This is a genomic window from Propionivibrio sp. (assembly GCF_047602565.1).
GTDB lineage: Bacteria > Pseudomonadota > Gammaproteobacteria > Burkholderiales > Rhodocyclaceae > Propionivibrio.
On sequence record NZ_JASGGX010000001.1, the window covers coordinates 3688290 to 3715279 of the forward strand.

General features: G+C 67.9%; 23 protein-coding genes, 1 tRNA gene, 1 pseudogene and 1 riboswitch. Of the genes and pseudogenes, 10 read left to right on the plus strand and 15 right to left on the minus strand.

Annotation, left to right across the window (positions count from 1 at the left end):
* Positions 1-20: 20 nt before the first annotated feature.
* The 3 genes from QM701_RS17455 to QM701_RS17465 all read left to right on the plus strand — a co-directional run bounded on the left by QM701_RS17455 (position 21) and on the right by QM701_RS17465 (position 3218).
* Positions 21-980 (plus strand): AraC family transcriptional regulator, encoded by a 960-nt coding sequence (locus QM701_RS17455; RefSeq protein ID WP_415168280.1) that lies wholly within the window; start codon positions 21-23, stop codon positions 978-980.
* 168 nt (positions 981-1148) lie between these two features.
* A complete protein-coding gene (locus tag QM701_RS17460; RefSeq protein ID WP_415168281.1) occupies positions 1149-2168 on the plus strand; it encodes a zinc-dependent alcohol dehydrogenase in 1020 nt (339 codons plus the stop codon).
* A gap of 126 nt (positions 2169-2294) precedes the next feature.
* Positions 2295-3218: a carbohydrate kinase family protein gene (locus QM701_RS17465; protein WP_415168282.1), complete on the plus strand. Its 924-nt coding sequence runs from the start codon at positions 2295-2297 to the stop codon at positions 3216-3218.
* A gap of 210 nt (positions 3219-3428) precedes the next feature.
* On the opposite strand, the gene QM701_RS17470 is transcribed toward QM701_RS17465, so the two are convergent.
* From QM701_RS17470 to QM701_RS17495, 6 genes are all read right to left on the minus strand, one after another.
* Positions 3429-4577: a Gfo/Idh/MocA family protein gene (locus tag QM701_RS17470; RefSeq protein WP_415168283.1), complete on the minus strand. Its 1149-nt coding sequence runs from the start codon at positions 4575-4577 to the stop codon at positions 3429-3431.
* Positions 4578-4607: 30 nt separating this feature from the next.
* Complete coding sequence (locus QM701_RS17475) at positions 4608-5606, minus strand: sugar phosphate isomerase/epimerase family protein (RefSeq protein ID WP_415168284.1); 999 nt, start codon at positions 5604-5606, stop codon at positions 4608-4610.
* A 173-nt stretch (positions 5607-5779) separates the two neighbouring features.
* On the minus strand, positions 5780-6751 hold the full coding sequence (locus tag QM701_RS17480) for a substrate-binding domain-containing protein (RefSeq protein ID WP_415168285.1): 972 nt from the start codon (positions 6749-6751) through the stop codon (positions 5780-5782).
* Positions 6752-6819: 68 nt separating this feature from the next.
* Complete coding sequence (locus QM701_RS17485) at positions 6820-7818, minus strand: ABC transporter permease (RefSeq protein ID WP_415168286.1); 999 nt, start codon at positions 7816-7818, stop codon at positions 6820-6822.
* Positions 7799-10501, minus strand: a complete 2703-nt coding sequence (locus tag QM701_RS17490; protein WP_415168287.1) for an ROK family protein — start codon at positions 10499-10501, stop codon at positions 7799-7801. Before QM701_RS17490 ends, QM701_RS17485 begins: the two co-directional genes overlap by 20 nt.
* Positions 10502-10811: 310 nt before the next feature.
* On the minus strand, positions 10812-11420 hold the full coding sequence (locus tag QM701_RS17495; RefSeq protein ID WP_415168288.1) for a glutathione S-transferase: 609 nt from the start codon (positions 11418-11420) through the stop codon (positions 10812-10814).
* Positions 11421-11559: 139 nt separating this feature from the next.
* On the opposite strand from QM701_RS17495, the gene purB reads away from it, so the two are divergent.
* From purB to QM701_RS17510, 3 genes are all read left to right on the plus strand, one after another.
* Positions 11560-12927 carry an adenylosuccinate lyase gene (purB, locus tag QM701_RS17500; RefSeq protein WP_415168289.1) on the plus strand — a complete coding sequence of 456 codons (1368 nt, stop codon included), beginning with the start codon at positions 11560-11562 and terminating at the stop codon, positions 12925-12927.
* A 13-nt stretch (positions 12928-12940) separates the two neighbouring features.
* A complete protein-coding gene (locus tag QM701_RS17505; RefSeq protein ID WP_415168290.1) occupies positions 12941-13258 on the plus strand; it encodes a DUF2322 family protein in 318 nt (105 codons plus the stop codon).
* A 160-nt stretch (positions 13259-13418) separates the two neighbouring features.
* A complete protein-coding gene (locus QM701_RS17510) occupies positions 13419-13868 on the plus strand; it encodes a c-type cytochrome (protein ID WP_415168291.1) in 450 nt (149 codons plus the stop codon).
* A gap of 85 nt (positions 13869-13953) precedes the next feature.
* On the opposite strand, the gene QM701_RS17515 is transcribed toward QM701_RS17510, so the two are convergent.
* From QM701_RS17515 to queA, 7 genes and pseudogenes are all read right to left on the minus strand, one after another.
* A complete protein-coding gene (locus tag QM701_RS17515; RefSeq protein ID WP_415168292.1) occupies positions 13954-14655 on the minus strand; it encodes a cytochrome b/b6 domain-containing protein in 702 nt (233 codons plus the stop codon).
* Between the two features lie 90 nt (positions 14656-14745).
* Entirely contained in the window at positions 14746-17055 is a 2310-nt protein-coding gene (locus QM701_RS17520) for a putative bifunctional diguanylate cyclase/phosphodiesterase (RefSeq protein ID WP_415168293.1), read from the minus strand.
* 117 nt (positions 17056-17172) lie between these two features.
* A riboswitch (cyclic di-GMP riboswitch) is annotated at positions 17173-17258 on the minus strand.
* Positions 17259-17433: 175 nt separating this feature from the next.
* Positions 17434-18379: pseudogene (secF, locus tag QM701_RS17525) on the minus strand (protein translocase subunit SecF).
* A gap of 12 nt (positions 18380-18391) precedes the next feature.
* Positions 18392-20266 (minus strand): protein translocase subunit SecD, encoded by a 1875-nt coding sequence (secD, locus tag QM701_RS17530; protein WP_415168294.1) that lies wholly within the window; start codon positions 20264-20266, stop codon positions 18392-18394.
* Between the two features lie 82 nt (positions 20267-20348).
* Positions 20349-20615, minus strand: a complete 267-nt coding sequence (yajC, locus tag QM701_RS17535; RefSeq protein ID WP_415169426.1) for a preprotein translocase subunit YajC — start codon at positions 20613-20615, stop codon at positions 20349-20351.
* 159 nt (positions 20616-20774) lie between these two features.
* Positions 20775-21887 (minus strand): tRNA guanosine(34) transglycosylase Tgt, encoded by a 1113-nt coding sequence (gene tgt / locus QM701_RS17540; protein WP_415168295.1) that lies wholly within the window; start codon positions 21885-21887, stop codon positions 20775-20777.
* A complete protein-coding gene (queA, locus tag QM701_RS17545; protein WP_415168296.1) occupies positions 21877-22923 on the minus strand; it encodes a tRNA preQ1(34) S-adenosylmethionine ribosyltransferase-isomerase QueA in 1047 nt (348 codons plus the stop codon). The genes tgt and queA overlap by 11 nt, the downstream gene beginning before the upstream one ends.
* Before the next feature lie 88 nt (positions 22924-23011).
* Here queA and QM701_RS17550 point away from each other — a divergent pair.
* From QM701_RS17550 to QM701_RS17560, 3 genes are all read left to right on the plus strand, one after another.
* Positions 23012-23096, plus strand: a tRNA-Leu gene (locus QM701_RS17550).
* 280 nt (positions 23097-23376) lie between these two features.
* On the plus strand, positions 23377-23778 hold the full coding sequence (locus tag QM701_RS17555) for a bacteriohemerythrin (RefSeq protein WP_415168297.1): 402 nt from the start codon (positions 23377-23379) through the stop codon (positions 23776-23778).
* A gap of 82 nt (positions 23779-23860) precedes the next feature.
* Complete coding sequence (locus tag QM701_RS17560; protein WP_415168298.1) at positions 23861-24301, plus strand: hypothetical protein; 441 nt, start codon at positions 23861-23863, stop codon at positions 24299-24301.
* A gap of 13 nt (positions 24302-24314) precedes the next feature.
* On the opposite strand, the gene QM701_RS17565 is transcribed toward QM701_RS17560, so the two are convergent.
* Positions 24315-24914 (minus strand): MarC family protein, encoded by a 600-nt coding sequence (locus tag QM701_RS17565; RefSeq protein ID WP_415168299.1) that lies wholly within the window; start codon positions 24912-24914, stop codon positions 24315-24317.
* A gap of 308 nt (positions 24915-25222) precedes the next feature.
* A complete protein-coding gene (locus QM701_RS17570; protein ID WP_415168300.1) occupies positions 25223-25909 on the minus strand; it encodes a methyltransferase family protein in 687 nt (228 codons plus the stop codon).
* A 128-nt stretch (positions 25910-26037) separates the two neighbouring features.
* Between QM701_RS17570 and QM701_RS17575 the strand changes: the two genes are divergently transcribed.
* On the plus strand, positions 26038-26940 hold the full coding sequence (locus QM701_RS17575) for a DMT family transporter (RefSeq protein WP_415168301.1): 903 nt from the start codon (positions 26038-26040) through the stop codon (positions 26938-26940).
* Positions 26941-26990: the final 50 nt, after the last annotated feature.

Below are 26990 nucleotides of genomic sequence, written 5' to 3' on the forward strand. Positions count from 1 at the left end.
CTGAATGACTGGAGCGAGCCATGGCCTTTTCTTCGATCTCTGCCGGCAAGCGGGCGCGCCAGCCCGAACTGGAGGCCGACTACAACCGCAGTCCGGCGCTGGGCTACGAGCCGTCGGCCGAAGTCGGCTTCATCCGCTGCCTGGACCACGGCTTCCCGACGCCGCTGGCGCGCTGGCACTGCCATGACGAATACGAGCTGCACATGATCGTCGCCACCTCGGGCAAGGCCTTCGTGGGCGACTGGATCGGCCCGTTCGAGCCGGGCCACGTGGTGCTGTGCGGGCCGCGGCTACCGCACAACTGGATCTCGACGGACGTGCCGGAGGAGGGGATCGAGAAGCGCGATCTGGTCATCCAGTTCCTGCACGCGCCGATCGAGAACGCGAGCCGCCTGATCCCCGAGCTGGGCGAGCTGATGCCCCTGCTTGAACGGGCGCGCCACGGCGTCGAGTTCTTCGGTTTCGCCGAGGCCGGCGAACGGCACTGGCACCGGGTCAAGGCAGCCAAGGGAATGCGCCGGCTCACCGCGTTCATCGACCTGATGGCCGATCTGGCGCGATGGAACGACTACCGCCTGCTGTCGAGCGTGCAGATGCAGGGCGCCGACAACGACGCCGAGCTGGACCAGATCAATGCCATCGTCAGCCGCATCACCGAGAACGTGGCGCAGTCGATGACGGCCGGCGATTTCGCGGCCGAACTGGGCATGAGCGAAAGCCGCTTCTCGCGTTTCTTCCGGCGCGCGACCGGCAACACCTACACCGATTTCGTCAACCAGGTGCGCATCAACCGCGCCTGCCAGTTGCTGATGGGCACGGACCGCTACGTGACCAACATCTGCTACGACGTGGGATTCAACAACGTGGCCAACTTCAACCGCCGTTTCCGCGAGCTCAAGGGCCTCACGCCCACCGAGTTCCGCAGGCAGGCGGAAAGCCGCTTCGGAGGTTCGGCGGCGGAGGCGGCAAAGGGGCGGTAAAGGCGGGGATTCAACTCCTCCCCCTTCAAGGGGGAGGCCGGGTGGGGGATGGGGTAGTGGCGAGGCTAGGCGCTTACCCCATCCCCACCCCAGCCCTCCCCTTGAAGGGGAGGGAGAGCGCCCGCGATGGACGTGGGCCAACCGGACTATTTGCATGGAGAACGCATCGTGAGACAAGCCGTCATGGAAGCGCCGGGAAAAATCCGATTCGAGGAAGTCGCCGCCACGCCGCCGGGTCCCGGCGAGGTCCGCATCCGCGTCCGCCGGATCGGCATCTGCGGCTCGGACATCCACGTCTGGCACGGCACCCACCCGTTCACGCCGTATCCCGTCATCCAGGGGCACGAGTTCATGGGCGTCGTGGAGGCGATCGGTCCCGGCGTCACCGGCGCGCCGCCGCTCGGCGCCCAGGTCACGGCGCTGCCGCAGATCGTCTGCGGGAAATGCAACCCCTGCCGGAAGGGCCGCTTCAACATCTGCGAGAACCTGAAGGTGCGGGGATTCCAGGCCGACGGCTGCGGGCGCGAGCTGTACAACGTTCCGGCGGAGCGTCTCGTCGTCCTGCCCGACGGCTTCACCGCCGATCAGGGGGCGTTCGTCGAACCGGTATCGGTCGCGGTCCACGCCTGCCGGCGCGCGGGAGACCTGGCCGGGCGCAACGTCGTCGTGCTCGGCGCGGGCACGATCGGCAACCTGATCGCGCAGGTCGCCAGGGCGAGCGGCGCGGCGCGGGTGCTGATCGCCGATGTCGCCGACCATCGGCTCGACGTGGCGAAGCGGTGCGGCGTCGATCACGCCGTCAATACCGCGCGCCAGCCGCTCGACGAGGCGGCGGCCATCGCCTTCGGCGCGGAGGGCTTCGATCTCGCCTTCGAGGCGGCGGGAGCCGAGGGCTCGCTCGCCGCCGCGGTCTCGACCATCGAGAAGGGCGGGCAGGTGCTCATCGTCGGCGTCTACGGCAGGCCACCGGTCGTCGACATGAGCGTTGTCGGCGAGCACGAGATCGTCCTGGCCGGCAGCATGATGTACTGGCGCGAGGACTGGGAGGCGGCGGTGCAGCTGCTGTCGTCGTCGGTGACGATCGCGCCGCTGGTGTCGCGGCACGTCCCCTTCGCCGAATGGCCGGAGGCCTACCGCTTCATCGACGCCAACGGGCCGGCCACCATGAAGGTGATGGTCGACCTGTGACCCGCTGCCTGCGGCCGCGAAGACCGGTATCCTTGCCGTTCTCGCGGCGTACTTCAACCTCCGGAACACCATGACCCTTTCTCCTCTCCCCGACTTCCGTTCCCCTTTCTTCCAGGAGGCGGCGTGATGGATGCTTTCCCCCTGTTCGTCTCCTTCGGCGAGGCGCTGACCGACCTGATCCGGCGGGAGGCGGACACCTGGGTGAGCGTGCCCGGCGGCGCGCCGTGGAACGTGGCGCGGGTGATGGCCTGCTTCGGGGTGCCGAGCGCGTTCGGCGGCGCGATCAGCCGCGACTGCTTCGGCGACGTGCTGTGGCAGGCCAGCGAGCGGGCCGGCCTCGACCTGCGCTTCCTGCAGCGTCCCGCCAAGTCGCCGCTGCTGGCCATCGTGCATGAGACGCACCCGCCGCAATACTTCTTCATCGGCGACGACAGCGCCGACCTGCACTTCGATGTGGCCGCCCTGCCGGCGGGTTGGGCGGCGGCCGCGCGCTGGGCGCATTTCGGCTGCATCAGCCTGGTGCGGCAGCCGCTGGCCGGGCGCCTCGTCGACCTCGCCGAGCGGCTCCATGCGCAAGGCGTCCGGATCAGCTACGACCCCAATTACCGGGCCGTGATGGACGCCAGCTACGATCCCGTCCTGGCGCGCATGATGGCCATCGCCGATCTCGTCAAGGTGTCGGAGGAAGACCTGCGCGGCCTCTTCCGCACGCCGGACGAGGAGGGCGCCTTCGCGCACCTGCGCGCCATGAACCCGGCGGTGCCGGTCCTCTATACGCGGGGCGGCGAAGGGGCCACGCTGCATGCCGACGGCAAGGTCTGGCGCGCCGTGCCGCCGGCGGTCCGGGTGGTCGACAGCGTCGGCGCCGGCGACTGCAGCCTGGCCGGCCTGCTGAGCAGCGTGCTGCGGCGCCCCGAGCGAGGCTGGGGCGAGCACCTGCGCGCCTCGGTGGCGGCGGGAACAGGCGCCTGCCTGGCGGCCGGCGCGACGCCGCCGTCGGACGAACTGGTGGAACGCCTCGCCGGCGAGGTGCGGGTCAGCGGCGGTTAGCTGTTCCTAAACCCGTTAACCACGGCGACACGGCGGGCACGGCGAGAGGCAAAATCTTTCTAACCACAACGAGCACGACGGGCACAACGAAAAACAAGAAACAAGATTCTGCTTCTCGCCGTGCCCGCCGTGTCGCCGTGGTTAATCAAAGATCTTGTCTTTCGTCGTGTCCGTCGTGCTCGTTGTGGTTAATAACGCCCTTCCTCAGCACTAGTACAAGACCCACTTGACCTCCGACCGCGCCGATTCGACCGTCCGTTCGATGAAGCGCACGCCGCGCGCGCCGTCGGCGAGGCGCGGGAAATCGCCTTCGAGCGGCGCCAGGGGGCGTCCCTCCCGGCGCGCGCGGATGGCTTCGGCGACGCCGGCGTAGAGGTTGGCGAAGGCCTCCAGGAACGCTTCCGGGTGGCCTGCCGGCAGGCGCGCCGCTTTCAGCGCCGCCGGGCACAGGCTGGGGCCGTTGCGCGTCAGGATGCGCTGCGGCGCGTCGAGCGGCGCATGCAGCAGGCGGTTGGGGTCCTCCTGGCGCCAGCTCAGCGAGCCCTGGCTGCCGAAGACGCGGATGCGCAGGTCGTTCTCGCAGCCGGCCGCGATCTGCGAGGCCAGCAGGACGCCGCGCGCGCCGTTGCGGTAGCGCAGCAGCACGCTGCCGTCGTCGTCGAGCCGGCGGCCGGGGACGAAGGTGGCGAGGTCGGCGCACAGCGCTTCGATCTCCAGGCCGGTGATCGTCGCCGCGAGATTTTCGGCGTGCGAGCCGATGTCGCCGATGCTGCCGGCGATGCCGCTCCTCGCCGGATCGGTGCGCCAGTCGGCCTGCGGGTTGCCGGTGCCTTCGAGCAGCGTCGACAGCCAGCCCTGGTGGTACTCGACGACCACCTTGCGGATCTCGCCGAGCTGGCCGCTGGCGACCATGTGCCGCGCCTGCCGCACCAGCGGGTAGCCGGTGTAGTTGTAGGTGACGGCGAAGACGACGCCGGTCTTCCCGGCGGCGGCGATCAGGTCCCGCGCCTGCTCCGACGTGTGCACCAGCGGCTTGTCGCAGACGACGTCGATGCCGGCCGCGGCGAACGCCCTGGCCACCGGGTAGTGCAGGTGGTTGGGCGTGACGATGCTGACGAAGTCGATGCGCTCGGCCGCCGGGCGGCGCAGCTCGTCGTCCAGCAGCGCCTGCCAGGACGGATGGTTGCGGTCGTCGGCGAGACCCAGTTCGCGGCCCGAGGCGAGCGCCTTGTCCGGATTCGACGAGAGCGCGCCGGCCACCAGTTGCATCTGCCCGTCGAGCGCCATGGCCTGGCGATGCACGCCGCCGATGAAGGCGCCCCGGCCGCCGCCGACCATCGCGTAACGCAGTTTTTCCACGATTTCTCTCCTTCCCGCCGGGGTGGCGGGTTATTTTTCGAAGGCCGCGTCGAAGGCCACGCCCGAGGGCTTGAAGTCGAGCCGCCGGCAGAACGCGGCACTCTCGGTGGCGCCGTGCACGCGGTCCATGCGGCTGTCTTCCCATTCGACCGAGAGCGGCCCGCGGTAGCCGATGTCGTTCAAGGCGACGATGATGCTTTCGAAGTCGATCATGCCGCGCCCGACGCTACGGAAATCCCAGTAGCGGCGCGCGTCGCCGAAGCCGACGTGGCCGCCGAAGACGCCGACCGAGCCGTCGCCCTTGCCCCACCAGGCGTCCTTCATGTGCACGTTGCGCACGCGGTCGCCGAGCGCGCGCAGCAGCCTGACGTAGTCAACGCCCTGGTAGCCGAGGTGGCTGGGATCGAAGTTGACGCCGAAGCGCGGGTGCTGCCCGACGGCGTCCAGCGCGCGCTGCATCGAGGCGAGATCGAAGGCGATCTCGGTCGGGTGGATTTCCAGCGCGAAGTCGACGCCGGCGGCGTCGAAGGCGTCGAGGATCGGCGTCCAGCGCGCGGCGAAGTCGGCGTAGCCGCGCTCCCAATAGGCCTGCGAGGTCGGCGGGAAGGCGTAGATGGCGTGCCAGATGGCCGAGCCGGTGAAGCCGGTGACGGTCTTGACGCCGAACCGTGCGGCGGCGCGCGCGCAGTCCTGCATTTCGGCGGCGGCGCGGCGGCGCACGCCTTCCGGGTCGCCGTCGCCCCACACGTGCGGCGGCAGGATGGCCTGGTGGCGCTCGTCGATGCGGTCGCAGACGGCCTGGCCGACCAGATGGCAGCCGAGCGCGAAGCACTGCAGCCCGTGCTGTGCGAGCAGCGCGCGTTTCTCGCGCACGTAGGCGTCGGAGGCCAGCGCCTCCTGCACGTTGAAATGGTCGCCCCAGCAGGCGAGTTCGAGTCCGTCGTAGCCCATCGACTTGGCCAGCGGGGCGAGTTCGGCCAGCGGCAGGTCGCCCCACTGGCCGGTGAACAGGGTGATCGGTCGGGTCATGGTGTCCTCGTGCTGTGAAACTGAACGGGCGGACCGCCGCGGTCCGGCCTTGCCCGATGGCCGGGCCGGTGCCGCCTATTCGTCACCCCGGCGAACGCCGGGGTCCAGTGCGTCGGTCTTCCTGGATTCCGGCGTTCGCCGGAATGACGAATGTGGAATGTTTCAGCGCCTCCCTAGAACGGCGAATCCGGGAAGTAGAACTTGGCCGCGTTTTCCCTGGTGATCAGTTCCGACGGAATGATGTAGGTCGGCGGCAGTTTTTCGCCCTTCAGGCGCGCCTCGGCGGTGAGCTTGATCGCGTCGTACATGAACTTCGGCGAGTAGGAGACGTTGGCCTGGATGCGCGGGTCCTTGCCGTCCATCAGCGTCTTGATCATGCCCTTGGCGCCGGCGCCGCCGAAGACGATCTTGATGTCGCTGCGCTTGGCCTGGTCGATCGCCTTGAGCACGCCGACCGCCATGTCGTCGTCGGCCGCCCACACGGCGTCGATCTGCTTGAAGCGCGTCAGGTAGTCCTGCATCACCTTGAACGCATCGTCGCGGTTCCAGTTGGCGTATCTGGCGTCGAGGATCTTGATCTCGGGATGGTTCTTCATGACGCCGGTGAAGGCGTCCCAGCGCTCGTTGTCGAGCGTCGTGGCGATGCCGCGCAGGGCGACCAGGTTGCCCTTGCCGTTCATCGCCTTGGCGAGGTACTCGGCCGGAATCTTGCCGAAGGCGGTGTTGTCGCCGGAAACGTAGGCGTCCTGCGCGCTGGTGTCGGTCAGGCCGCGGTCGACCACGGTGACGTAGACGCCCTTGTCGTGCACCGCGGCGACCGGCTTGGTCAGCGCCGCCGACTCGAACGGGAAGACGACCAGCGTGTTGATCTTGCTGACCGCCATCAGGTCCTGCAACTGGTTGGCCTGTTCGGCGGCGTTGGCGGCGGTCTTGACGATCACTTTGAGGTCCGGGTGGGCCTTTTCCAGTTCCTTCTTGGCCTGGTTGGCCCAGAACACGATGCCGCCGGTGAAGCCGTGCGTGGCGGCTGGGATGGCGACGCCGAGCACGACTTTCTCCGCGGCGGCGGCCGGGGTGGCGGCGAAGACGGCCAGCGTGGCGGCGGCGACGGTGGCGAACGTGAAGCTGCGGATCATCGATTTCATGGTGCAGGTCTCCTTGTCTTGCGGATCGATCGGAACAACGTTGGCTTGCCGGGTTGCGGGTTGCTGCTTCAGCGCCGGCCGCGCTGCAGGAAGGCGACGATGATGATGACGACGCCCTGCACCGCCGCGTTGAGATAGACGCTGATGATGCTGGTCAGGTTGAGGATGTTGCTGATCACCGAGAGCAGGATGGCGCCGACGACGGTGCCGGCGATCCGGCCTTCGCCGCCCTTCAGCGCGGTGCCGCCGACGATCACCGAGGCGATCGCCTCCAGTTCCCAGAGCAGGCCGGTGGTCGGCGACGCCGAGCCGAGGCGCGGCACGTAGAGCACCGTGGCGACGCCGACGCACAGGCCGAGCACGGCATAGGTGAGCATCTTGACGCGGTCGACCTCGACCGCGGCGTAGCGCGCCACCTGCTCGTTGGAGCCGATCGCCTGCACGTAGCGGCCGTAGCGCGTGCGGTTGAGCACCAGCGCGCCGAGCAACGCGGTGAACAGGAAGACCCAGATCGGGATCGGCAGGCCGAGCACGCTGCCGTAGTAGGCCGGGCTGTAGACGTCGGAGACGGCGTTGTCGAGGGTGATCGCGCCGCCGTCGGCGAGATAGGTGAGGTAGGCGCGGAAGATGCCGAGCGTGCCGAGCGTGACGATGAACGGCTCGATGCGCCCCTTGGTGATCAGCAGGCCGTGCGCCAGCCCGAACAGCGCGCCGAGCAGCAGCGCGAAGACGATGCCGAGGGTGACGACCAGGTAGGGCGATGCGACCGACGCGCCGAGCGCGTTCATCAGCAGGATCATGCTGCCGGCGATCAGCGCGGCCATCGAGCCGACCGAGAGGTCGATGCCGCCGGAGATGATGACGAAGGTCATGCCGACGGCGATGATGCCGATGAAGGCGGTGCGCGTCAGCACGTTGAGCACGTTGTCGACGGTGGCGAAGTCCGGATTCAGCGCGGTGCCGGCCGCGCACAGCAGGATCAGGCCGAGCAGCGGGCCGAGATCCTGCAGGCGCCGCGCCAGGAGGCCGGCCCGGCCGGCGGGCGCTTCAGTGGGTACCGGTGGCATGAGCGATCAACTCCTCTTCCGTCAGTTGGCCGGCGTCGAGCGTGGCCTGCACCCGGCCGGCGCGCATGACCACGACGCGGTGGCAGAGGCCGATGAGTTCCACGAGCTCGGACGAAATGACGATGACCCCGTGCCCCTCGCGGGCCAGGCGCTGGATCAGGAAATAGATGTCGCGCTTGGCGCCGACGTTGACGCCGCGCGTCGGCTCGTCGAGCACGATGATCTTCGGGTCGGCGTGCAGGAACTTGGCCAGCGCCAGTTTTTGCTGATTGCCGCCGGAGAGCGAGGCGGCACGGTTGCCGAGGTCGCCGGTGCGGATGCCGAACTCCCCGACCTTCTCGCGCAGTGCCGCGCGCTCGGCGCCCGGATCGAGCAGCGGGCGCGCGTAGCGTTCGAGCGTCAGCAGCGTCAGGTTCTCGCGCAGGCCGAAGCGCACGTGCAGCCCCTTGCCCTTGCGGTCTTCCGAGAGGTAGGCGAGGCCGTGGCGCACGCCCTGGCGCGGACTGCGCAGGTTGACCGCCCGGCCGTCGATCTCGACGCAGCCGGCGCTGCGCGGACGCAGGCCGAGCAGTCCCTCGAACAGTTCGGTGCGGCCGGCGCCGACCAGGCCGGCGAAGCCGAGGATCTCGCCCGGCCGCACCTCGAAATCGACGTTCTCCGCCCAGCCCGGCACGCTCAGCCCGGCCACCCGCAGCAGCGGCGGCGCCGGCGGCGGCGGTTCCTTGGGCGGGTACATGTCCGACACGTCGCGCCCGACCATCAGGTTGGCCATCTGCTGGCGCGTCGTCCCGGCGGTCGGTGCGCGCGCGACGAAGCGGCCGTCGCGCATGACGACGATCTCGTCGGTGACGCGCTCGACCTCGTCGAGCTTATGCGAGATGTAGATGATGCTGACGCCCTCGCCCTTGAGTTGCGCGATCAGCGCGAACAGGCGTTCGGTCTCGGTCGGCGTCAGCGTCGCCGTCGGCTCGTCCATGACCAGCAGGCGGGCGTTGCGCGAGACTGCCTTGGCGATCTCGACGAGTTGCTTCTCGGCGACGATCAGCCGGCGCACCCGCGTCTCCGGGTCGGCATCGAGGCCGACGCGCTGCAGCGCGGCGCGCGCCGCGGCGTTCATGCCGCGCTCGTCGAGCAGCCAGCCCTTTTGCCGTTCGTGGCCGAGGAAGATGTTCTGCGCGATGGTCAGGTCCTCGGCCAGGTTGAACTCCTGGTGGATGAGCACGATGCCGGCCGCCTCGGCCGCGCGCGAGTCGGCGAAGCGGTGCGCGACGCCGTCGAGCGTGAAGTCGCCCTCGCTGGCCTGCTCGTAGCCGGCCAGGATCTTCACCAGCGTCGACTTGCCGGCGCCGTTCTCACCGAGCAGGCCGACGACGCGACCGGCCGGCAGCGCGAAGCTGACGCCGTGCAGTACCTCGACCGGACCGAAGCGCTTGCTGACGGCGCGGAACTCGACGGCGAGGCTCACGGCCGCGCTCCATTCAGCACGCCGCGCACGCGCAGCGTTTCCTGGAAGGCCATCGCCGCGCAGCCGATGACGCCGGCGCGGTTGCCGAGCGGCGCGTAGAGGATTTCGAGATGGCGCGTTCAACAGCGGCAGCGAGCGCTGGTAGATGCTCTGCCGGATCGCGGCCAGGAACATCGGCCCGATACGCGAGATGCGGCCGGCGATGAAGACGTGCGAGGGGTTGAAGAAATTGACCACGGAGGCGAGCATCTGGCCGATCAGCTTGCCCGACAGCTTGATGATGGCGTTGGCCGCGACGTCGCCGCCACGGCTCGCCTGGCCGACGTCCTCCGGCGTGATGACGCCGTTGGCGGCGAGCACCTGCGCCAGTTGCGGGCTCTTGCCGGCGTTCGCCGCCTCCGTGCCCTGGCGCGCGATCGCCGGGCCGGCGGCCATGATCTCGACGCAGCCCTGGTTGCCGCAGTGGCAGCGCTCGCCGGCCGGGTCGACGCAGATGTGGCCGACGTCGCCGGCCGAGCCGTTGGTGCCGCGGTAGATCATGCCGTTGCAGACGATGCCGCAGCCAATGCCGGTGCCGACCTTGACGACGATGAAGTTGGGCAGCTTGCGCTGCAGGCGCCACAGCTCGCCCATCGCCATCACGTTCACGTCGTTGTCGATGAATGCCGGCGCCGCGTAGTCCTCGCGCAGGTAGTCGCGGATCGAGAAGCCTTCCCAGCCCGGCATGATCGGCGGCGCGACGAGCAGGCCGCTGTCGAATTCGACCGGTCCCGGCACGCCGACGCCGATGCCGATCACCTGCTCGCTGCGCACGTTGCAGCGCTGGCGCAGCTCGCGCAGCAGTTCACGCACGCGGGAGAGGACGATGCCGGGGCCGTCGGCGATCTCGATTGCCTCGGCATGGTGCGCGAGGACCGTCATGTCGGGCGCCACCAGCGCCACGTTGACGCTCGACGCGCCGAGATCGATCGCCGCCAGGACGCCCATGCCGGCCGAGAGCAGCAGCGTTTCCGGGCGCCGCCCGCCGGACGACGCCTGCGGGCCGGTTTCGTCGATCATGCCGCGCTCGATCAGCGCGGCGGCCGCGGTGTTGGCCTTGCTGCGCGAGAAGCCGGACAGTTCGGCCAGTTCCGCCCGCGAAATGCCGGACGACCAGAAGACCGTCTCCAGAACCGTGATTTCCGCGGGCGAAAGATCGTCCCAACGTACCATCGCCATCCCTCCGTCGGCAGCCCCGGCTGGCGCTGCCTTGCTTGCCGCTGCCCTGTCTTCTTGTTTCCGGCGCCCGCCTCCTGTCCGGTGAATGCCGGCTTCGGACGCGCCGTGGCGTCGTTCGGCCGGAAACTCAGTCAACTTCCGCCGGCAGGCACCCGAGTTCGTTGCATTCTAGGTACATGAACTTTGGATAGGCAAGGCTAAACTTCGGCCAAATAAAGTTCAAAGATCGGTGGCCAAAGATCGAAGATCGGGACGAAAAAAAGCCGCCCGATGCGGCGGCTCGTTTTTCTACGCAGACGGCGGCGGGAACTCAGCCCTTCGGCGCCGTCTCCGCGAATGCCGGGCGCTGCATCAGCTTGTCGTACAGGCGGGCGAGGTTGGGGTGCCTGGCGCGCCAGTCGATCTCGGGGAAGCGGAACGACAGGTAGCCCAGCGCGCAGCCGACGCAGATGTCGGCCAGCGTGAAATGCGTGCCCATGCACCACGGGCTTTCGCCGAGCTGGTCGGCCATGCATTCCACGCCGCGCAAGATCTTGTCTTCCTGGCGGGCGATCCAGTCGGCGCTCTGCTGCGCCTCGGGGCGCTTCCGTTCGAGGAAGACCAGCCCGGCCGCCTCGTTGACGCCGTCGGCCAGCGCCTCCCAGCGCTTGACTTCCGTGCGTTCGCGGTTCGGCGTCGGCATCAGCTTGTTGTTCGGCGCCACGTTGTCCAGGTATTCGCTGATCACGCGCGAATCGAAGAGCACCGTATCGTCGTCGAGCGCGAGAACCGGAATCTTGCCCAGCGGATTGATGTTGGGAACGTTCGTTTCCGGCGTCCACGGCGAATCGATCTCGAATCCGCATTCGATCTTCTTTTCCGCCAGAACGACCCGCACCTTGCGCACGAACGGGCTGGTCAATGATCCGATGAGCTTCATGGCTTCCTGGGAGTGGGAGGGCAAGTGATTTGACGGGCCGGATTATATACCATTCGCCGATACCTGAATTTGCGGGAGATTTTAGCGAGAGAGGTAGAATATCGACCTCTCCGCACGTATCAAGTTCAAAGGTTACGCCATGTCTTTCAGCCCCCTTACCGCGCTGTCTCCCCTGGACGGCCGCTATGCCGCCAAGGTCGACGCCCTGCGCGACCAGTTTTCCGAATACGGCCTGATCCGCCGCCGTCTCCAGGTGGAGATCGAATGGCTCAAGGCGCTGGCCGCCGAGCCGCATTTCGCCGAGATTCCCGCCTTCTCCCCGGCGACCGTGGCCGAGCTGGACCGCCTCGTCGCCGGCTTCGGCCCCGCGCAGGCGGCCGAGGTCAAGGAAATCGAGGCGGTGACCAACCACGACGTCAAGGCGCTCGAATACTGGATCAAGAAGCGGCTGGCGGACAACCCGGAAGTGATGCGCGTCTCCGAGTTCATCCACTTCGCCTGCACCTCGGAGGACATCAACAACCTGTCGCACGCGCTGATGCTCAAGGCGGCGCGCGACGCGGCGATGCTGCCGGCGCTGGACAAGGCGATCGCCCGCCTGCGCGACCTGGCGCACGAGCACGCGGCGCTGCCGATGATGTCGCGCACGCACGGCCAGCCGGCGACGCCGACCACCCTGGGCAAGGAGATGGCCAACGCGGTGTACCGCCTGGAGCGCGGACGCAAACGCATCGCCGAGGCCGGCCTGCTCGGCAAGATCAACGGCGCGGTCGGCAACTACAACGCCCATCTGGCGGCGTATCCGGGGTACGACTGGGAAGGGTTCGCCCGCCGCTTCGTCGAAGCGCTGGGCCTGGAATTCAATCCCTACACCATTCAGATCGAGCCGCACGACGCGATGGCCGAACTGTTCGACGCCTTCGCGCGCGTCAACACCATCCTGATCGACCTCGACCGCGACGTGTGGGGCTACATCTCGCTCGGCTTCTTCAAGCAGAAGCTGAAGGCCGGCGAAGTCGGCTCATCGACCATGCCGCACAAGGTCAACCCGATCGACTTCGAGAATTCCGAAGGCAACCTGGGACTGGCCAACGCGCTCCTGCGCCACCTCTCGGAAAAGCTGCCGATCTCGCGCTGGCAGCGCGACCTGACCGATTCCACCGTGCTGCGCAACATGGGCGTGGCGCTCGGCTACACGCTGCTGGCCTACGATTCGCTGCTGCGCGGCCTGAACAAGCTGGAAGCCAACGCCGACTGCCTGTGCACCGACCTCGATGCCAACTGGGAGCTGTTGGCCGAGCCGATCCAGACCGTGATGCGCCGCTACGGCGTGGCCAATCCTTATGAAAAGCTCAAGGAGCTGACGCGCGGCAACCGCGTCTCGCGCGAGGGCATGCAGGAATTCGTCAAGACGCTGGACATCCCGGAGGCGGCCAGGCAGGAACTGCTCGCGCTGACGCCGTGGGACTACACCGGCAAGGCCGCCGAACTCGCGCGCCGGATCTGAGGGGAACCGAGCCATGCCGTTCGCCGAGAACCTGAAGAAACTCCCCGGCATTTCGCATCTGGCGGCGATCAACCTGCTCGACGCCGAGGGCAACGTGGTCGCCGTCATCGAGAACAAGGCCGGCAGCCAGGGCTCGCTGGCCGTATACAATCACCTGGCCCAGACCTACGGCGCGATCACGCCGGACGCCGCGCGCAAGGGGCTGGAGCTCTATGCCGAGCACACCGAGGATGCGCGGCAGCATCCGGGCAAGCATCCGAACGTCGACCGGCTGACGGCCTTGATCGAGGAAAGGAAGACCCTGCGCATCAAGCACGTGTTCGCCGTCTGACCGTTGGTCGGACCGGCCGGCGGCGAGGCCCGGTTTCCGCGTCCGGGGGAAGCGAAACTTCCGTCACGCGGCGATGACTAACCCGCGCATGCATGATTCCGGCCGGGGCTCGTCGCCCCGGTTTTTTTAAGTGCTTTTCGTCCACGATGGAGAAAATGTCATGAAAAAAACAGTCGCCGCGCTCGTTCTCGCAAGTCTGGCTGGCGCCGTCCTGGCCCAGCAGCTCAAACCGGAGGAAATGATCAAGACCCGCAAGGCGAACTTCACGGTCATGGCCTGGAACATGGGCAAGATCAAGGCCAACCTGGACGGGAATTTCGACAAGGATCAGGTCGAGGCGGCGGCCAACACGGTGGCCGCGGTCGCCGGTTCCGGATGGAGCGTGCTGTTCGCGCCGGGCACGGACAAGGACATCGGCGGCGAGAGGACGCGGGTCAAGCCCGAGTTCTTCCAGCAGCCGGACAAGGTGCGCGAGCTGGGGCTGAACTTCCGCAAGGAAGCCAGCGAACTGGCCAGGGTCGCGGCCACCGGCGACAAGGCCGCCGTCCAGGCGCAGTTCGGCAAGACCGGCGCCGCCTGCAAGGCCTGCCACGACGACTTCCGGAAATAAGCGCGCCGCCGCACGGACGGCGACGCAAAAAATGCGGCCACGCTTCAGCGTGGCCGCGTTTTTTTTACGGATTCGCGGACGCGATCTACCAGGCGGGAGCCTGCTGCGCGGGCGGCGGTTCGGGCTCGGGCATCCACGCCCCCGAGGCGGCGAATACGGAGGTGGCGGCCAGCAGCAGCGCCACGGTCAGCGCCGCGGGGCCGCCGCCGCGGATCGCATGGACGTCGTGGAGGTCGGCGTCGGCCTCTTTCCAGCCGTCGATCATCGGCCGGACCAGCCTGTCCTTCTTGACGTGCGCGTAGAAGGCGATGGCGGCGAGGTGCAGGGCGATCAGGGCGAAGACGACGTTGACGTTCCAGTGATGCACGCCGGTCAGCCGGTCGCTCAGATCTTTGCCGGCCAGCTCGAAGAGCGGGCCGCGGAAGGCGATGTCGTCGTTGGCGAACAGGCCGGTGCCCGCCTGGAAGGCGATCACCGCGAGCAGGCCGAACACCGACAGGGCGCCGAGCGGATTGTGGCCGAGGCCGCGCCATTGCCCGCGCAGGTAGGCGGCGACCGACCCCGGCGTGGGGAAAAAGCTCGAAAAGCGGGCATAGGTCGAGCCGACCAGTCCCCAGACGAGGCGGAAGACGACGAGCCCGACGATGAACAGGCCGATGCGGCCGTGCCAGACCATGGCGTTGCCGCCGACCTTGGCGGTGACCACGGCGGCGACGACGGACACGGCCAGCAGCCAGTGGAACAGGCGGGTCGGCAGATCCCATAACTTGATGCGCTGCGTGGACATTCGATTCTCCCGTAGCGCCGCCGCCGGCGGCGCATCGAGGGCGCTCGCGGCGCGCGGCAGTGATTACGACAAACGTCCGGCCGGATTCGTTCAGGCGAATTCCGGATTCATGCCGGGACTGCGGAAGGCATGCTCCGGGGAAGGGCCGGCAAGCGGGGCCGCCAGCAGTAGTTCGGCGATCTGCGCGGCTTCCATCGGATGGTAGTAATAGTAGCCCTGAAACATCTCGCATCCAATCGAGCGCAGGAAGGCCTCCTGGTTTTCGCGTTCGACGCCCTCGGCGATGGTGATGCAGGACATCATGTCGGCCAGCGAGACGATGGCCTTGATGATCAGTTCGCTCTTCCGGCACGAGCCGATCCGGGCGACGAACGACTGGTCGATCTTGATGCCGTGGACCGGGAAGCTGCTCAATTTGGACAGCGACGAGTACCCGGTGCCGAAATCGTCGATGGAGATGCTGTTGCCGCGCTTCTCCAGTTCCCGCAGGTGGCGGATGGCCAGCGCCTCGTTGCCGATGAGCCCGGTTTCGGTGATCTCGAATTCGAGCAGACCGGGCGGGACGCGGTGCCGCGCGGTGGATTCGTCGATGTGCTCCAGCAGATCGTGCCTGACGATGTCGATCGCCGAAAGATTGAGCGCGACCGGCGGACAGGGGCTGCCCCGGTCGATCGTCCGGCGGATGAAGGCGCAGACTTCGTCGATCACCCGCCGGGTGATGTCGTGGATCAGGCCGCAGCTCTCCGCGATGGGGATGAACTCGTCCGGCGGCACGATGCCGAGGCCGGACGAGTTCCAGCGGATGAGCGCCTCCAGTCCGGTGATCCGGCCGTCGGCGTTCACCTTGGGCTGGTAGACCAGCCGGAACTCCGCGTTCTTCAATGCCGCGACCATGCCCAGTTCGATCTCGATGTTGCGCCGGATGCGGGCGGCGTCGGCCTCGTCGAACAGGGTCGCCGAATCGTCGCTGGAGCGCCGGGCGCTGTCGAGCGCGACCTCGCTGCGCCGGATCAGTTCTTCCGGCGGAATGTCGCGCGTCCGGGCCAGGGCGATGCCTGTCGACACCTGGACGAAGACGTTCTTGCCGTCGAGGTCGATGTCCTCGGGCAGCATGCTGCGCAGGCGTTCGACCTGATGGACCACCTCCGCCGGCGTGGTGGCCGGCGCCAGGACGACGGAGAAGACGATGCTGCGCAGGCGCGCGCAGAAGGTGTCCCCGGGCAGGGCGTCGCGGAGTTCGCTGCCGAAACGGCGGATGAGAAGGTCGCCGGTGGCGGCGCCATACTTCTCGTTGGCATGGCGGACGCTGTTCAGCCGGAACGAGACCAGCGCGATGATCCGGTCGGCATCCAGGCGGGAGAGGGTGTCCGCGAGATGGCGCCGGAGCATCTCCTTGTTGGGCAGCTGGGTCAGGGTGTCGTAATTGCTGAGATATTGCTCGCGCTCCTTGCTGCGCCGCAGCGCTTCCTTGATCCTGAGCAGCGACGAAGCGTCGTTGAGCACGACGATGGAATGCCCCTGCGTCGTCCGGGAGACATATTGGATGGATATCCTTTGCCCCTTTTTCCCAGCGAACTCCTGCCCTTCGGCGATCGGCAGGCCTTGCTCCGCCGGCGCTCCGCCGCCGGACTCGAACAGGGCGGGCAGCGGCGTGCCGACGAGGGTCGGCGCGGTGCCGCCGAGGAGTTCGACCGCCATCCGGTTCGCCTGGAGCACGGTGCCGTCCGCCGCGCAGAGCACGATCGGGCCGCCGGAGTGTTCGAAGAATTCGCGGTACTGCTCGTGGCTCGTGGCCAGCGCCGCGCTGGCCTCGCGGTAGCGGATCGCCGACGCATCCAGCGCGTGCAGGACGCGGAAGACGGCCAGGGGAATGCAGATGTTGAAAAACAGGAAAAGCAGGGACTGGATGTAGGTGTGGCTCGCCGCCAGGGTGATGTCCATGGTGTGGAAGTGCACCAGCGGTTTGCCCTGGAGCAGGTAGAAGAACGGCAGGAAGTTGAACAGCATCAGCCCGATGGCGAGGCGTCCGCCGAAGAAGAGCCGGGCGATGATCGGCGTCGTGTAAACGAAAATGATGCCGAGCTTGGCCACTTCGTCGAGGTTCACGAAAAGCGTGATCGCCGCCCCGGCGCAATACACCGTCGCGATCAGCAGGCCGGCGCCGCACTCCGGCCGGCGCGCGGAGTAGTAGAGCCCCGCGCTCAGCAGGGCGTAGAACACGGCGACGATCACGATGACGTGGTAGGCGCCGATCGCCAGCGCATCGAGCGAGCTGTGAATGGCGACGGTGGCTTCGAGGATGATGCCCGAGAACAGGATGATCCTGAGCGCGCTGACCCGCCAGCGGGTCAACTCGCTCTGGGAAATGCCGCTTTCATCGAGAAATAACCAGTGGAACATCTTTCCCTTGCCGTTCTGTGGGGCCTGCCTGCTTGTTTCGCAAAGACACGGCCGGGCGGCGTGCGCCGGGAGACGGCAGGGGGATGGTCACCGATTCGCTTGGGGGGCGAGAGTCCGATTGGCAATCCCGCTGCCATAGGCACGCACCCTTAGGCCGGTAACTTTGCGAACCCGCCTTTCGCGCGGGGTTGCTTTTTTCAATCAGCGCATCGTACACGCTGTGTCGGATGTGTCAAGCCGGCGCCTTGTAGGCGGAATATCGAAAATGCATCCGGGCCTGGCGCGGCGCGCCGGCGGGCGACCGCCGGAAGCGCCGCGGCGGAAACGGCACGGGCGCCTTGCGGCGCCCGTGTGCATCCTGCGGAGAGAACGTTCGCGTCAGACGACGGCGCCGTCCTCGTTGGCCCCGTCGACCTGCTTCTTCGGCTTGACGAAGTGCTCGCGCGACGCGCCGAGCCACATCACCAGCGGGCTGGCGACCAGCACCGACGAGTAGATGCCGAAGCAGATGCCGATGGTCAGGGCGATGGCGAAGTAGTGCAGCGTTTCGCCGCCGAACAGCAGCATGGACACCACCATCAGCTGCGTGCTGCCGTGCGTGATGATGGTGCGCGAGATGGTGCTGGTGATGGCGTGGTCGAGCACCTGCGGCGTGGTCAGGCCGCGCACCTTCCTGAACGTCTCGCGCACCCGGTCGAAGACCACCACCGACTCGTTCACCGAATAGCCCAGCACGGCCAGCACCGCGGCCAGCACGGAGAGCGAGAACTCCCACTGGAAGAAGGCGAAGAAGCCGAGGATGATGATGACGTCGTGCAGGTTGGCGATGATCGCCGAGACGGAGAAGCGCCATTCGAAGCGGAAGGCGAGATACACCACGATGCCGACGATCACCAGCAGCAGCGCCATCGCCCCGTTCTCGGCCAGCTCCTTGCCGACCTGCGGGCCGACGAATTCCACGCGGCGCAGGCTGGCGCCCGGCGCCTCGGCGTCGAGCACCTGCATGACCGCCTCGCCGATCTTGGCCGAGTTCTGCTCCTCCTTGAGCGGCAGGCGGATCATCACGTCGCGGCTGGAACCGAAGTTCTGTACGGCGATGTCCGCGTAGCCGGACTTGGCCAGGCCTTCGCGGATCTTCTCCAGGTCGGCGGCCTGAGCGTAGTTCGACCTCGATCAGCGTGCCGCCGGTGAATTCGACGGACAGATGCAGGCCGCGATGGGCCAGGAAGAAAACCGCCAGCAGGAAGGTGACCAACGAAATGACGTTGAACACCAGCGCGTGGCGCATGAAGGGAATGTCTTTCTTGATGCGGAAAAATTCCATCGTCGTGCTTCCTTATTTGTTCGTGGCCGTGCCGGTACCCGGCTTCCAGATCTGGCCGATCGACAGCGACTCGATCTTGCGGCGGCGGCCGTAGATCAGGTTGACCAGCGAACGCGAGACGACCACGGCGGAGAACAGCGAGGTCAGGATGCCCAGGCAATGGACCACCGCGAAGCCGCGCACCGGGCCGGAGCCGAAGACGAGCAGCGCGACGCCGGCGATCAGCGTGGTGACGTTGGAGTCGACGATGGTGCCGAAGGCGTGCTCGTAGCCGCCGTGGATGGCCGCCTGCGGCGACGCGCCGTTGCGCAGCTCCTCGCGGATGCGTTCGTTGATCAGCACGTTGGCGTCGATGGCCATGCCCAGCGTCAGCGCGATGGCGGCGATGCCCGGCAGCGTCAGCGTGGCCTGCAGCAGCGAGAGCAGCGCCACCAGGAAGAGCAGGTTGGCGGCCAGGGCGACGACCGAGATGAAGCCGAACATCACGTAGTAGAACATCATGAACGCGGCGATGCCGGCGAAGCCCCACATCGTCGAGTGGAAGCCCTTCTTGATGTTGTCGGCGCCGAGGCTCGGGCCGATGGTGCGTTCCTCGATGATGTCCATCGGCGCGGCCAGCGAGCCGGCGCGCAGCAGGAGCGCCGTGTCGTTGGCCTCCACCGTGCTCATGCGGCCGGAAATCTGCACGCGCCCGCCGCCGATCTCGGTGCGGATCACCGGCGCGGTGACCACCTCGCCCTTGCCCTTCTCGATCAGCAGGATGGCCATGCGCTTGCCGACGTTCTCGCGGGTGATGTCGCGGAAGATGCGCGCGCCGGTGGAGTCCAGCGTGAGGTGCACCGCCGGTTCGTGCGTCTGGTTGTCGAAGCCGGGCTGCGCGTCGGTCAGGCGGTCGCCGGTCAGCACCACCTGCTTCTTGACCAGCAGCGGCTGGCCGCCGCGCTCGACGTACAGTTCGGTGCCGAACGGCACTTGGCCGGCGATGGCCGCGTCGAGCGCGCCGGGGGTGTCGTCGACCATGCGGATTTCCAGCGTCGCGGTGCGCCCGAGGATGTCCTTGGCCTTGGCCGTGTCCTGCACGCCGGGCAGCTGGACGACGATGCGGTCGGCGCCCTGCTGGGCGATCACCGGCTCGGCCACGCCGAGTTCGTTGATCCGGTTGTGCAGCGTGCCCATATTCTGCTTGATGGCGAATTCCTGGATCTTCTTGAGCGCGGTGGGCTTCAGCGTGGCGACCAGGCGCAGGTCGCCGCCGTCGCCCTGGTCGACCAGCGCCAGGTCGGGCTGGCTGTCCTCCATGACGTTGCGCGCCTTGGCGCGGGTGTCCTCGTCGCGGAAGCGGACCACCACGCGCTCGCCTTCGCGGCTGACGCCGCCGTGGCGGATGTTCTTGTCGCGCAGCAGGCTGCGCAGGTCGGCGCCGATGGCGTCGAGGCGCTTGGTCAGCGCGCCCTTCATGTCCACCTGCAGCAGGAAATGCACGCCGCCGCGCAGGTCGAGGCCGAGGTACATCGGCAGGGCGCCCAGGCCGGTCAGCCAGCGCGGCGAACTCGACAGCAGGTTGAGGGCCACCACGTACTGCGGATCGGCGGGGTCGGGGTTGAACTGCTTTTCCAGCAGATCCTTGGCCTTGAGCTGGGTGTCGGTGTCTTCCAGGCGGACCTTGACGCCGTTGGCGTCGAGGAAGATGCCGCTGGTCGGGACGCCGGCCGTCTTGAGCGTGCCTTCGACGCGATCGAGCGTCCCGGTGTCGACCTTGAGCGTGGCCTTGGCACTGGAAACCTGCACGGCGGGCGACTCGCCGAAGAAGTTCGGCAAGGTGTAGATGAAACCGATCAATAGCGCGACGACGACGGTGATGTATTTCCAGAGCGGATAACGGTTCATGTTCGGGCGGGAAGTGAGAAGTGAGGCGGGCGGGGCGGGGATGGACGGGGGGAACGGTTTCCCCCCTCTGGCGCCGGGCGCGTCACATATTCTTCAGCGTGCCTTTCGGCAGGACGACGGCGATGGCCGGCTTCTGCATCTGGACTTCGACGTTGGCGGCGATCTCGATGGTCACGAAGTCGTCGCCGACCTTGGTCACGCGTCCCGCCATGCCGCTGGTCGTGACGACCTCGTCGCCCTTGGACAGTGCTTCGAGCAGCGCCTTGTGTTCCTTGGCCTTCTTCTGCTGCGGACGGATCATCAGGAAGTAGAGCACGACGAACATCAGAATGATCGGCAGGAACTGCATGGCGCCATCCAGCGGTCCGGCGGCGGCAGTTTGGGCATACGCATTGCTGATCAGCACATTGGTCTCCTGGGATAGTGGAATTTGACGAAGGTGGGACTACGGAAAAATCAACGGGCTATTGTATCACCGCACCCTGCGCGGCCACCGCGGAAAGACCGCCTAGCGCGTTTCGCCGCCGCGCGCGGCGTGGAAGGCGGCGGCCATTGCCGCCAGGCGGCCGGCGGCGATGGCCTCGCGCAGCTCGCGCATCAGCGTCTGGTAGTAGCGCAGGTTGTGGATGGTGTTGAGCTGCGCGCCGAGGATTTCGCCGACGCGGAACAGGTGGTGCAGGTAGGCGCGGCTGAAATTGCGGCAGGTGTAGCAGTCGCAGGACTCGTCGAGCGGGCGCGGGTCATCCTTGTACTGCGCGTTCTTGATGCGCACGTCGCCGTGGCGGGTGAACAGGTGGCCGTTGCGCGCGTTGCGCGTGGGCATCACGCAGTCGAACATGTCGATGCCGGCCTGCACGCCGTGCACCAGGTCCTCGGGCGTGCCGACGCCCATCAGGTAGCGTGGCTTGGCGGCCGGCAGCCGGGGCGTGGTGTGAGCCAGGATGCGCGCCATGTCCTCCTTGGGCTCGCCGACCGACAGGCCGCCGATGGCGAAGCCGTCGAAGCCGATGTCGCGGAGGCCGGCCAGCGACTCGTCGCGCAGCGCCTCGTGCATGCCGCCCTGGACGATGCCGAACAGCGCGTTGGGATTCTCCAGCCGGTCGAATTCGTCGCGCGAGCGCCGCGCCCAGCGCAGCGACAGGCGCATCGACGCGGCCGCCGCGTCGAAGGAAGCGGGGTAGGGCGTGCACTCGTCGAAGATCATCACCACGTCCGAATTCAGCACGCGCTGGATGCGCATCGACTCCTCCGGCGTCAGGAACAGCTTGTCGCCGTTGATCGGCGAGGAGAAGCGCACGCCGTCCTCGCCGATCTTGCGCAGCGCGCCGAGCGAGAACACCTGGAAGCCGCCTGAGTCGGTCAGGATCGGCCCGTCCCAGCCCATGAAGCGGTGCAGGCCGCCGTGCGCGGCGATCACCGGGAGGCCGGGCCGCAGCCACAGGTGGAAGGTGTTGCCCAGGCAGATCTGCGCGCCGATCTCGCGCAGGTCGCGCGGCAGCATCGCCTTGACCGTGCCGTAGGTGCCGACCGGCATGAACACCGGCGTCTCGACGACGCCATGGTTGAGGGTCAGGCGGCCGCGGCGGGCACCGCCGTCGGTGGCGAGGAGTTCAAAGTGCATGGTCGTCGTGTCTTTCCAGGAGCATCGCGTCGCCGTAGCTGAAGAAGCGGTAGCGCGCCGCGACTGCGTGGCCGTAGGCGGCGCGTATGGTAGCGCATCCGGCGAAGGCGGAAACGAGCATCAGCAGCGTCGATCTGGGCAGGTGGAAATTGGTGATCAGGCGGTCGACCACGCGGAAGCGGTAGCCCGGCGTGATGAAGATGTCGGTTTCGGCCGGGCCGGCGCGCAGTTCGCCGGCCTGCGCGGCGGCCTCCAGCGCGCGCAGGCTGGTGGTGCCGACGGCGATGACGCGGCCGCCGCGCGCGCGGGCGCGGGCGATCGCGTCGACCGTGGCCGGCGGCAGCTCGAAGCGTTCGCGGTGCATGCGGTGCTCGGCGATGTTGTGTACGCGCACCGGCTGGAAGGTGCCGGCGCCGACGTGCAGGGTCAGCCAGGCGAGCTCGGCGCCGCGCCCGCACAGCGCGGCGAGCAGCGCGTCGTCGAAATGCAGCCCGGCGGTCGGCGCGGCCACGGCGCCGGTGTGGCGCGCGTACACCGTCTGGTAGCGCGCCTCGTCTTCGACTGCGGCGGCATGTTCGATGTAGGGCGGCAAGGGCAGGCGGCCGTGCGCTTCGGTGAGCGCGTACAGGTCGCCGTCGCCGACAAGTTCCAGGGCGAAGAATTCGTCCGACGCGCCGGTGCGGCCGGCGACGGCCACCGTGAAGGCCTCCTCCAGCACGATCCGGCCGCCGGCCTTGGGCGACTTGCTGGCGCGGATCTGCGCCACGGCATGGCGGGCATCGACGATGCGCTCGATCATCACCTCGACCCGCCCGCCGCTCTCCTTGCGCCCGAACAGGCGCGCCTTGATCACCCGCGTGTCGTTGAAGACCAGCAGGTCGCCCGGCGCGATCAAGTCCGGCAGGTCGGCGAAGCGGCGGTCGCGCAGCGCGCCGCCGTCCACGTGCAGCAGCCGGCTGGCCGTGCGCTCGGGCGCCGGGTGCTGGGCGATCAGTTCGGGCGGCAGGTCGAAATCGAAATCGTCGAGGGTGAGCATGCGGCAAAAGTCCGGCGGGCAGTCTTGTTAGTCATAAGTGAATCGGGGATAATCCGGCCTCCTTCGGTTCGTTCTCCACGAACCACCAGCCCCGATGGCGGAATCGGTAAACGCAGCGGATTCAAAATCCGCCGCCGCAAGGCGTGCCAGTTCGACTCTGGCTCGGGGCACCAGCCGTATTCCACGCTTGCCGCAAAAAGGCGCGGCCTCCGGGGCGATTCCGGAGCGATTTCCAGCCTGATCCGCATCTGTACTTCCAGGACGACCGCCCGGCACGGGCGAAAAAGCGCAATTCTATCCTCCCGGCCTGTCATTCGCCGTCCGAATCCGTGAAGTAATGCACAGTCAGCGCAATGTAAAAAATTGTATAAATGCCTATTTCCAGTTTATGGATCGTGTCGGCCGCCCGCTGCCGTTTGGCGAGGAGGCGCGGCGCCGTCCGGGGGCGCGGGCATGCAGTGGCGGGATACGTATTCGCTGGGAATCCGGGAGATCGACGAGCAGCACAGGGCGCTGATCGGCAATTTCACGACCATCGAGGAGGCCATCCGGCAGGGCGAGAACTGGTCGACGGTCTATTTCCACGTCGCCGACCTGAAGGAGTCCGCGCGCTTCCACTTCACCTGCGAGGAGGCGCTGATGCGCCTGTTCGGCTACCCGGACATCCGGCTGCACACGGCCGAACACGCGCATTTCTTCAAGGTGCTCTCCGAGATCGAACTGCATTCGATCAACCGCTCGATCGAAAAGGAGCGGGTCAAATTCCTGCGCGTGTGGATGACCAAGCACATCGCCGGCTCGGACCGGGAACTCGCCCGGCACATCCTGGCGGGCGCCCCGGTGGTGAAGGCCTGAGCGCGCGCGTCGCGGGCGGCGCGACGCGCGGCGAGGTCTGGATTACACTCTTTCGCTCCAACCGCGTTGCGAGGAGTGAGCCATGGAATTCGTCACCTGTGTCGTCGCCGCCGACGAGGATGAGCTGGCCGAGGTCGCCCAGTCCGCCGCGCCGCTGGACGGCTGGAGCGGCATCGAAACGCCCGGCCTGGATACCGTCAAGCTGGCCACGCTGCACGCGCTGCTGACCGGCGATCCGCTGCAGGTAGCGCTCGATCTCTACGAGCCGGCGCTGGTGGCGGGCGGCGACGAGGAAACCCTGGTGCTGCGCGTCGCCGGCGAGATGCTGGAGGAACTGGCGCTGCTCGACGAGGAATCCCTGGAGACCGTGGCCGGCGAACTGGCCGCCACGGAAATCTACGAGGAAGAGGACGCCGATCCCGACGAACTGCTGTCCCTGCTGACGCCGCTCGCCGAACTCGCGCAGCTCGCCGAGTCGCAGGGGCAGGTGCTGTTCGTGCGCATCGAGCTGATCCAGGACTAGCTAGGCTCCAGCGTCAGCCGATGTGGAAGGCGATGCGGATGCCCTTGATCAGCATCTGCACCGCGATGGCCGTCAGGATCAGGCCCATCAGCCTTTCCAGCGCTTCCATGCCGGACTTGCCGAACAGCCGCGCGAACCAGCCGGAAGCGAGCAGCAGGCAGGCGTTGACCGCGCAGGCCAGGATCACCGCGGCGACCCACAGCACGGCGTGATCCTGGGCGTCGCGCGAGGCGAGCAGCACCGTGGCCAGGGCCGACGGGCCGGCGATCATCGGGATCGCCAGCGGCACGATCAGCGGTTCGTCGGCCACGCCGTGCTCCAGCGAGTCCTGCGTTGCCGGCGGAAAGGTCATGCGCAGGGCGATCAGGAAGAGGATCACCCCGCCGGCGATTTCCAGCGCCGGATCGCTCAGCTGCATGGCCGCCAGCAGCCAGTCGCCGACGAACAGGAAGCCGACCAGCACGCAGGTGGCGATCGCGCACTCGCGCAGGATGATGCGCGGCCGCCGCGCCTCGGGCACGCGGCGCAGCAGCGACAGCACGAACGGCATGTTGCCGAGCGGGTCGAGAACCAGCAGCAGCAGGAAAACCGAGGAAAAGAAGGTGCCGTCCATGTCGTCCCTGTTCGTTCTTTGTTTTTGCGGTGTGCGTCCGGCACGCCGCGTGTCAGACCGGGGATTCTAACGCGGCGCGGTGCGCCGCCCAAGGCGAGTGGGTAATCGCACGCATGCGGAATACTCAACTCCTCCCCTTCAAGGGGGTGAGGACGGGGTTTCGCGGAGCACCGCTCCGCGCCGTCCGAACGGGCTGGCTGTGCGAAGCCAGCCCCGGAATGGCCGGGAGGGGGATGGGGTGGTGGCGAGGCCAGGCGCTTACCCCATCCCCACCCCAACCCTCCCCTTGAAGGGGAGGGAGCGCACGTTCAGCGCCGTGGCGGCCGGGCGTCTTCCTCGTCGCGCGCGGCCAAGCGGGTCAGCGCATCGGCCTCCGCCGCGGTCAGCGATCTTCCCGGCCAGGGCAGCAGGCCCGGCACGCGCTGCATGTAGCGGCGGTAGGCGTCGCCGTGGCGGGCGAGCAGCTTCCTTTCTTCCAGGCGCGCGCCGACGACGAGGTAGGCGGTGATCAGGAGCGCCGAGACGAGCATCGCGGCGTTCATGTCGCGCGTCCATAGCACGACCAGGCCGCAGGCGTACCAGGGGTGGCGCACGTGGCGGTGGAACGGGGAAATGCGCAGCTCCTCCCGGTCGTCCGCGCTGCGGACGCGCCCGCGCCACTGGCGCCAGCCGAGGAATTCGCCGCCGTCGTAATGGCGCAGCGTGCCCACGAACCCGAGCACGGCGGCCAGCGTCAGGCCGTTCGCCAGCCACGCCCACGGACCGCTCCAGGCCCACAGCGGCGGGCCGGGATGGCGGTGAAGCTGCCACAGCACGGGCAGCAGCGCGAGTACCGCGACGAGGTTGAACATCAGGCGATAGCCGGCCATCCAGCGCGGCCGGAGGCGGGCCATCCAGTCCTTCGGCGCGCGCGCGGCGAGCGCCGAATGCAGGACGAAGTACGCCAGCCACAGCGCCGCCAGCGGCGCCTGTCCGGAAAAATCGCCCGGCGTCATCGGCCGGACGCCGGGCGCGCGCCACGGTATGGATGGATCATGATGGAAGCAATCCCGCACTTGTTGCGCATCGGCCCGTTGCCGACGTTCGGCTGGTAGACTACGCAGTTTTCATCGAAGGGACATCCGTGACCCGCATTCAGGCCAATCTGCTGCTCCTGCTCGTCGCGCTGGTGTGGGGCTCGGCGTTCGTCGCGCAGGCGCATGCCAAGGAGGGCGTCGAGCCGTTCACCTTCACCGGCATCCGCTTCCTGCTCGGCGTCTGCATCATCGCGCCGCTGGCCTGGCGCGACTACCGGGCGCTGGCCCGGCGCGGCGTCCGGCCGGCGCGGCGCGACGCGCTGGGCGTGGCGGTGCTGGGCGTGCTGCTGACCCTCGGCGCGGTGTTCCAGCAGATCGGCATCACCGGCACCACGGTGACCAACGCGGGCTTCCTGACCGCGCTCTACGTGCCGCTGGTGCCGCTGCTCGCCTGGATGGCGCTGCGCGAATATCCGCACTGGTCGGTGTGGCCGGCCTCGGCCGGCTGCCTGTTCGGCACCTGGCTGCTGTCCGGCGCGGAATGGGCGGCGATCGGCACCGGCGATCTGTGGGTGATCGCCAGCAGCGTGTTCTGGGCGCTGCACGTGCTGCTGGTCGGGCGCGTCGCCGATCGCCTGGCCGCGCCGTTCCTGGTGGCGGCGGGGCAGTTCCTGGTCTGCGGCGTGGCCTCGCTGGCCTGGGGGGCGTTCACCGAGACGATCACCCTGGCGGGCATCCGCCAGGCCACCTGGCCGATCCTCTACACCGGCATCCTGTCGGTCGGCTTCGCCTACACCGGGCAGGTGGTCGGGCAGCGCTACGCCGAGGCGGCGGACGCGGCGATCATCCTGTCGGCCGAGACCGTGTTCGCCGCGCTGTTCGGCTTCCTGCTGATGGGCGACCGCCTCGCCCCGGCCGGCATCGCCGGCTGCGCGCTGATCTTCGTCTGCATCCTGTCGGTGCAGATGCTGCCGATGTTCGAAGTGCGCCGCGCCGCCCGGCGGGCGTAAAAAAAACGGCGCCGGAAACCGGCGCCGCTGCGGCTGGTTGGCCGGGCCGC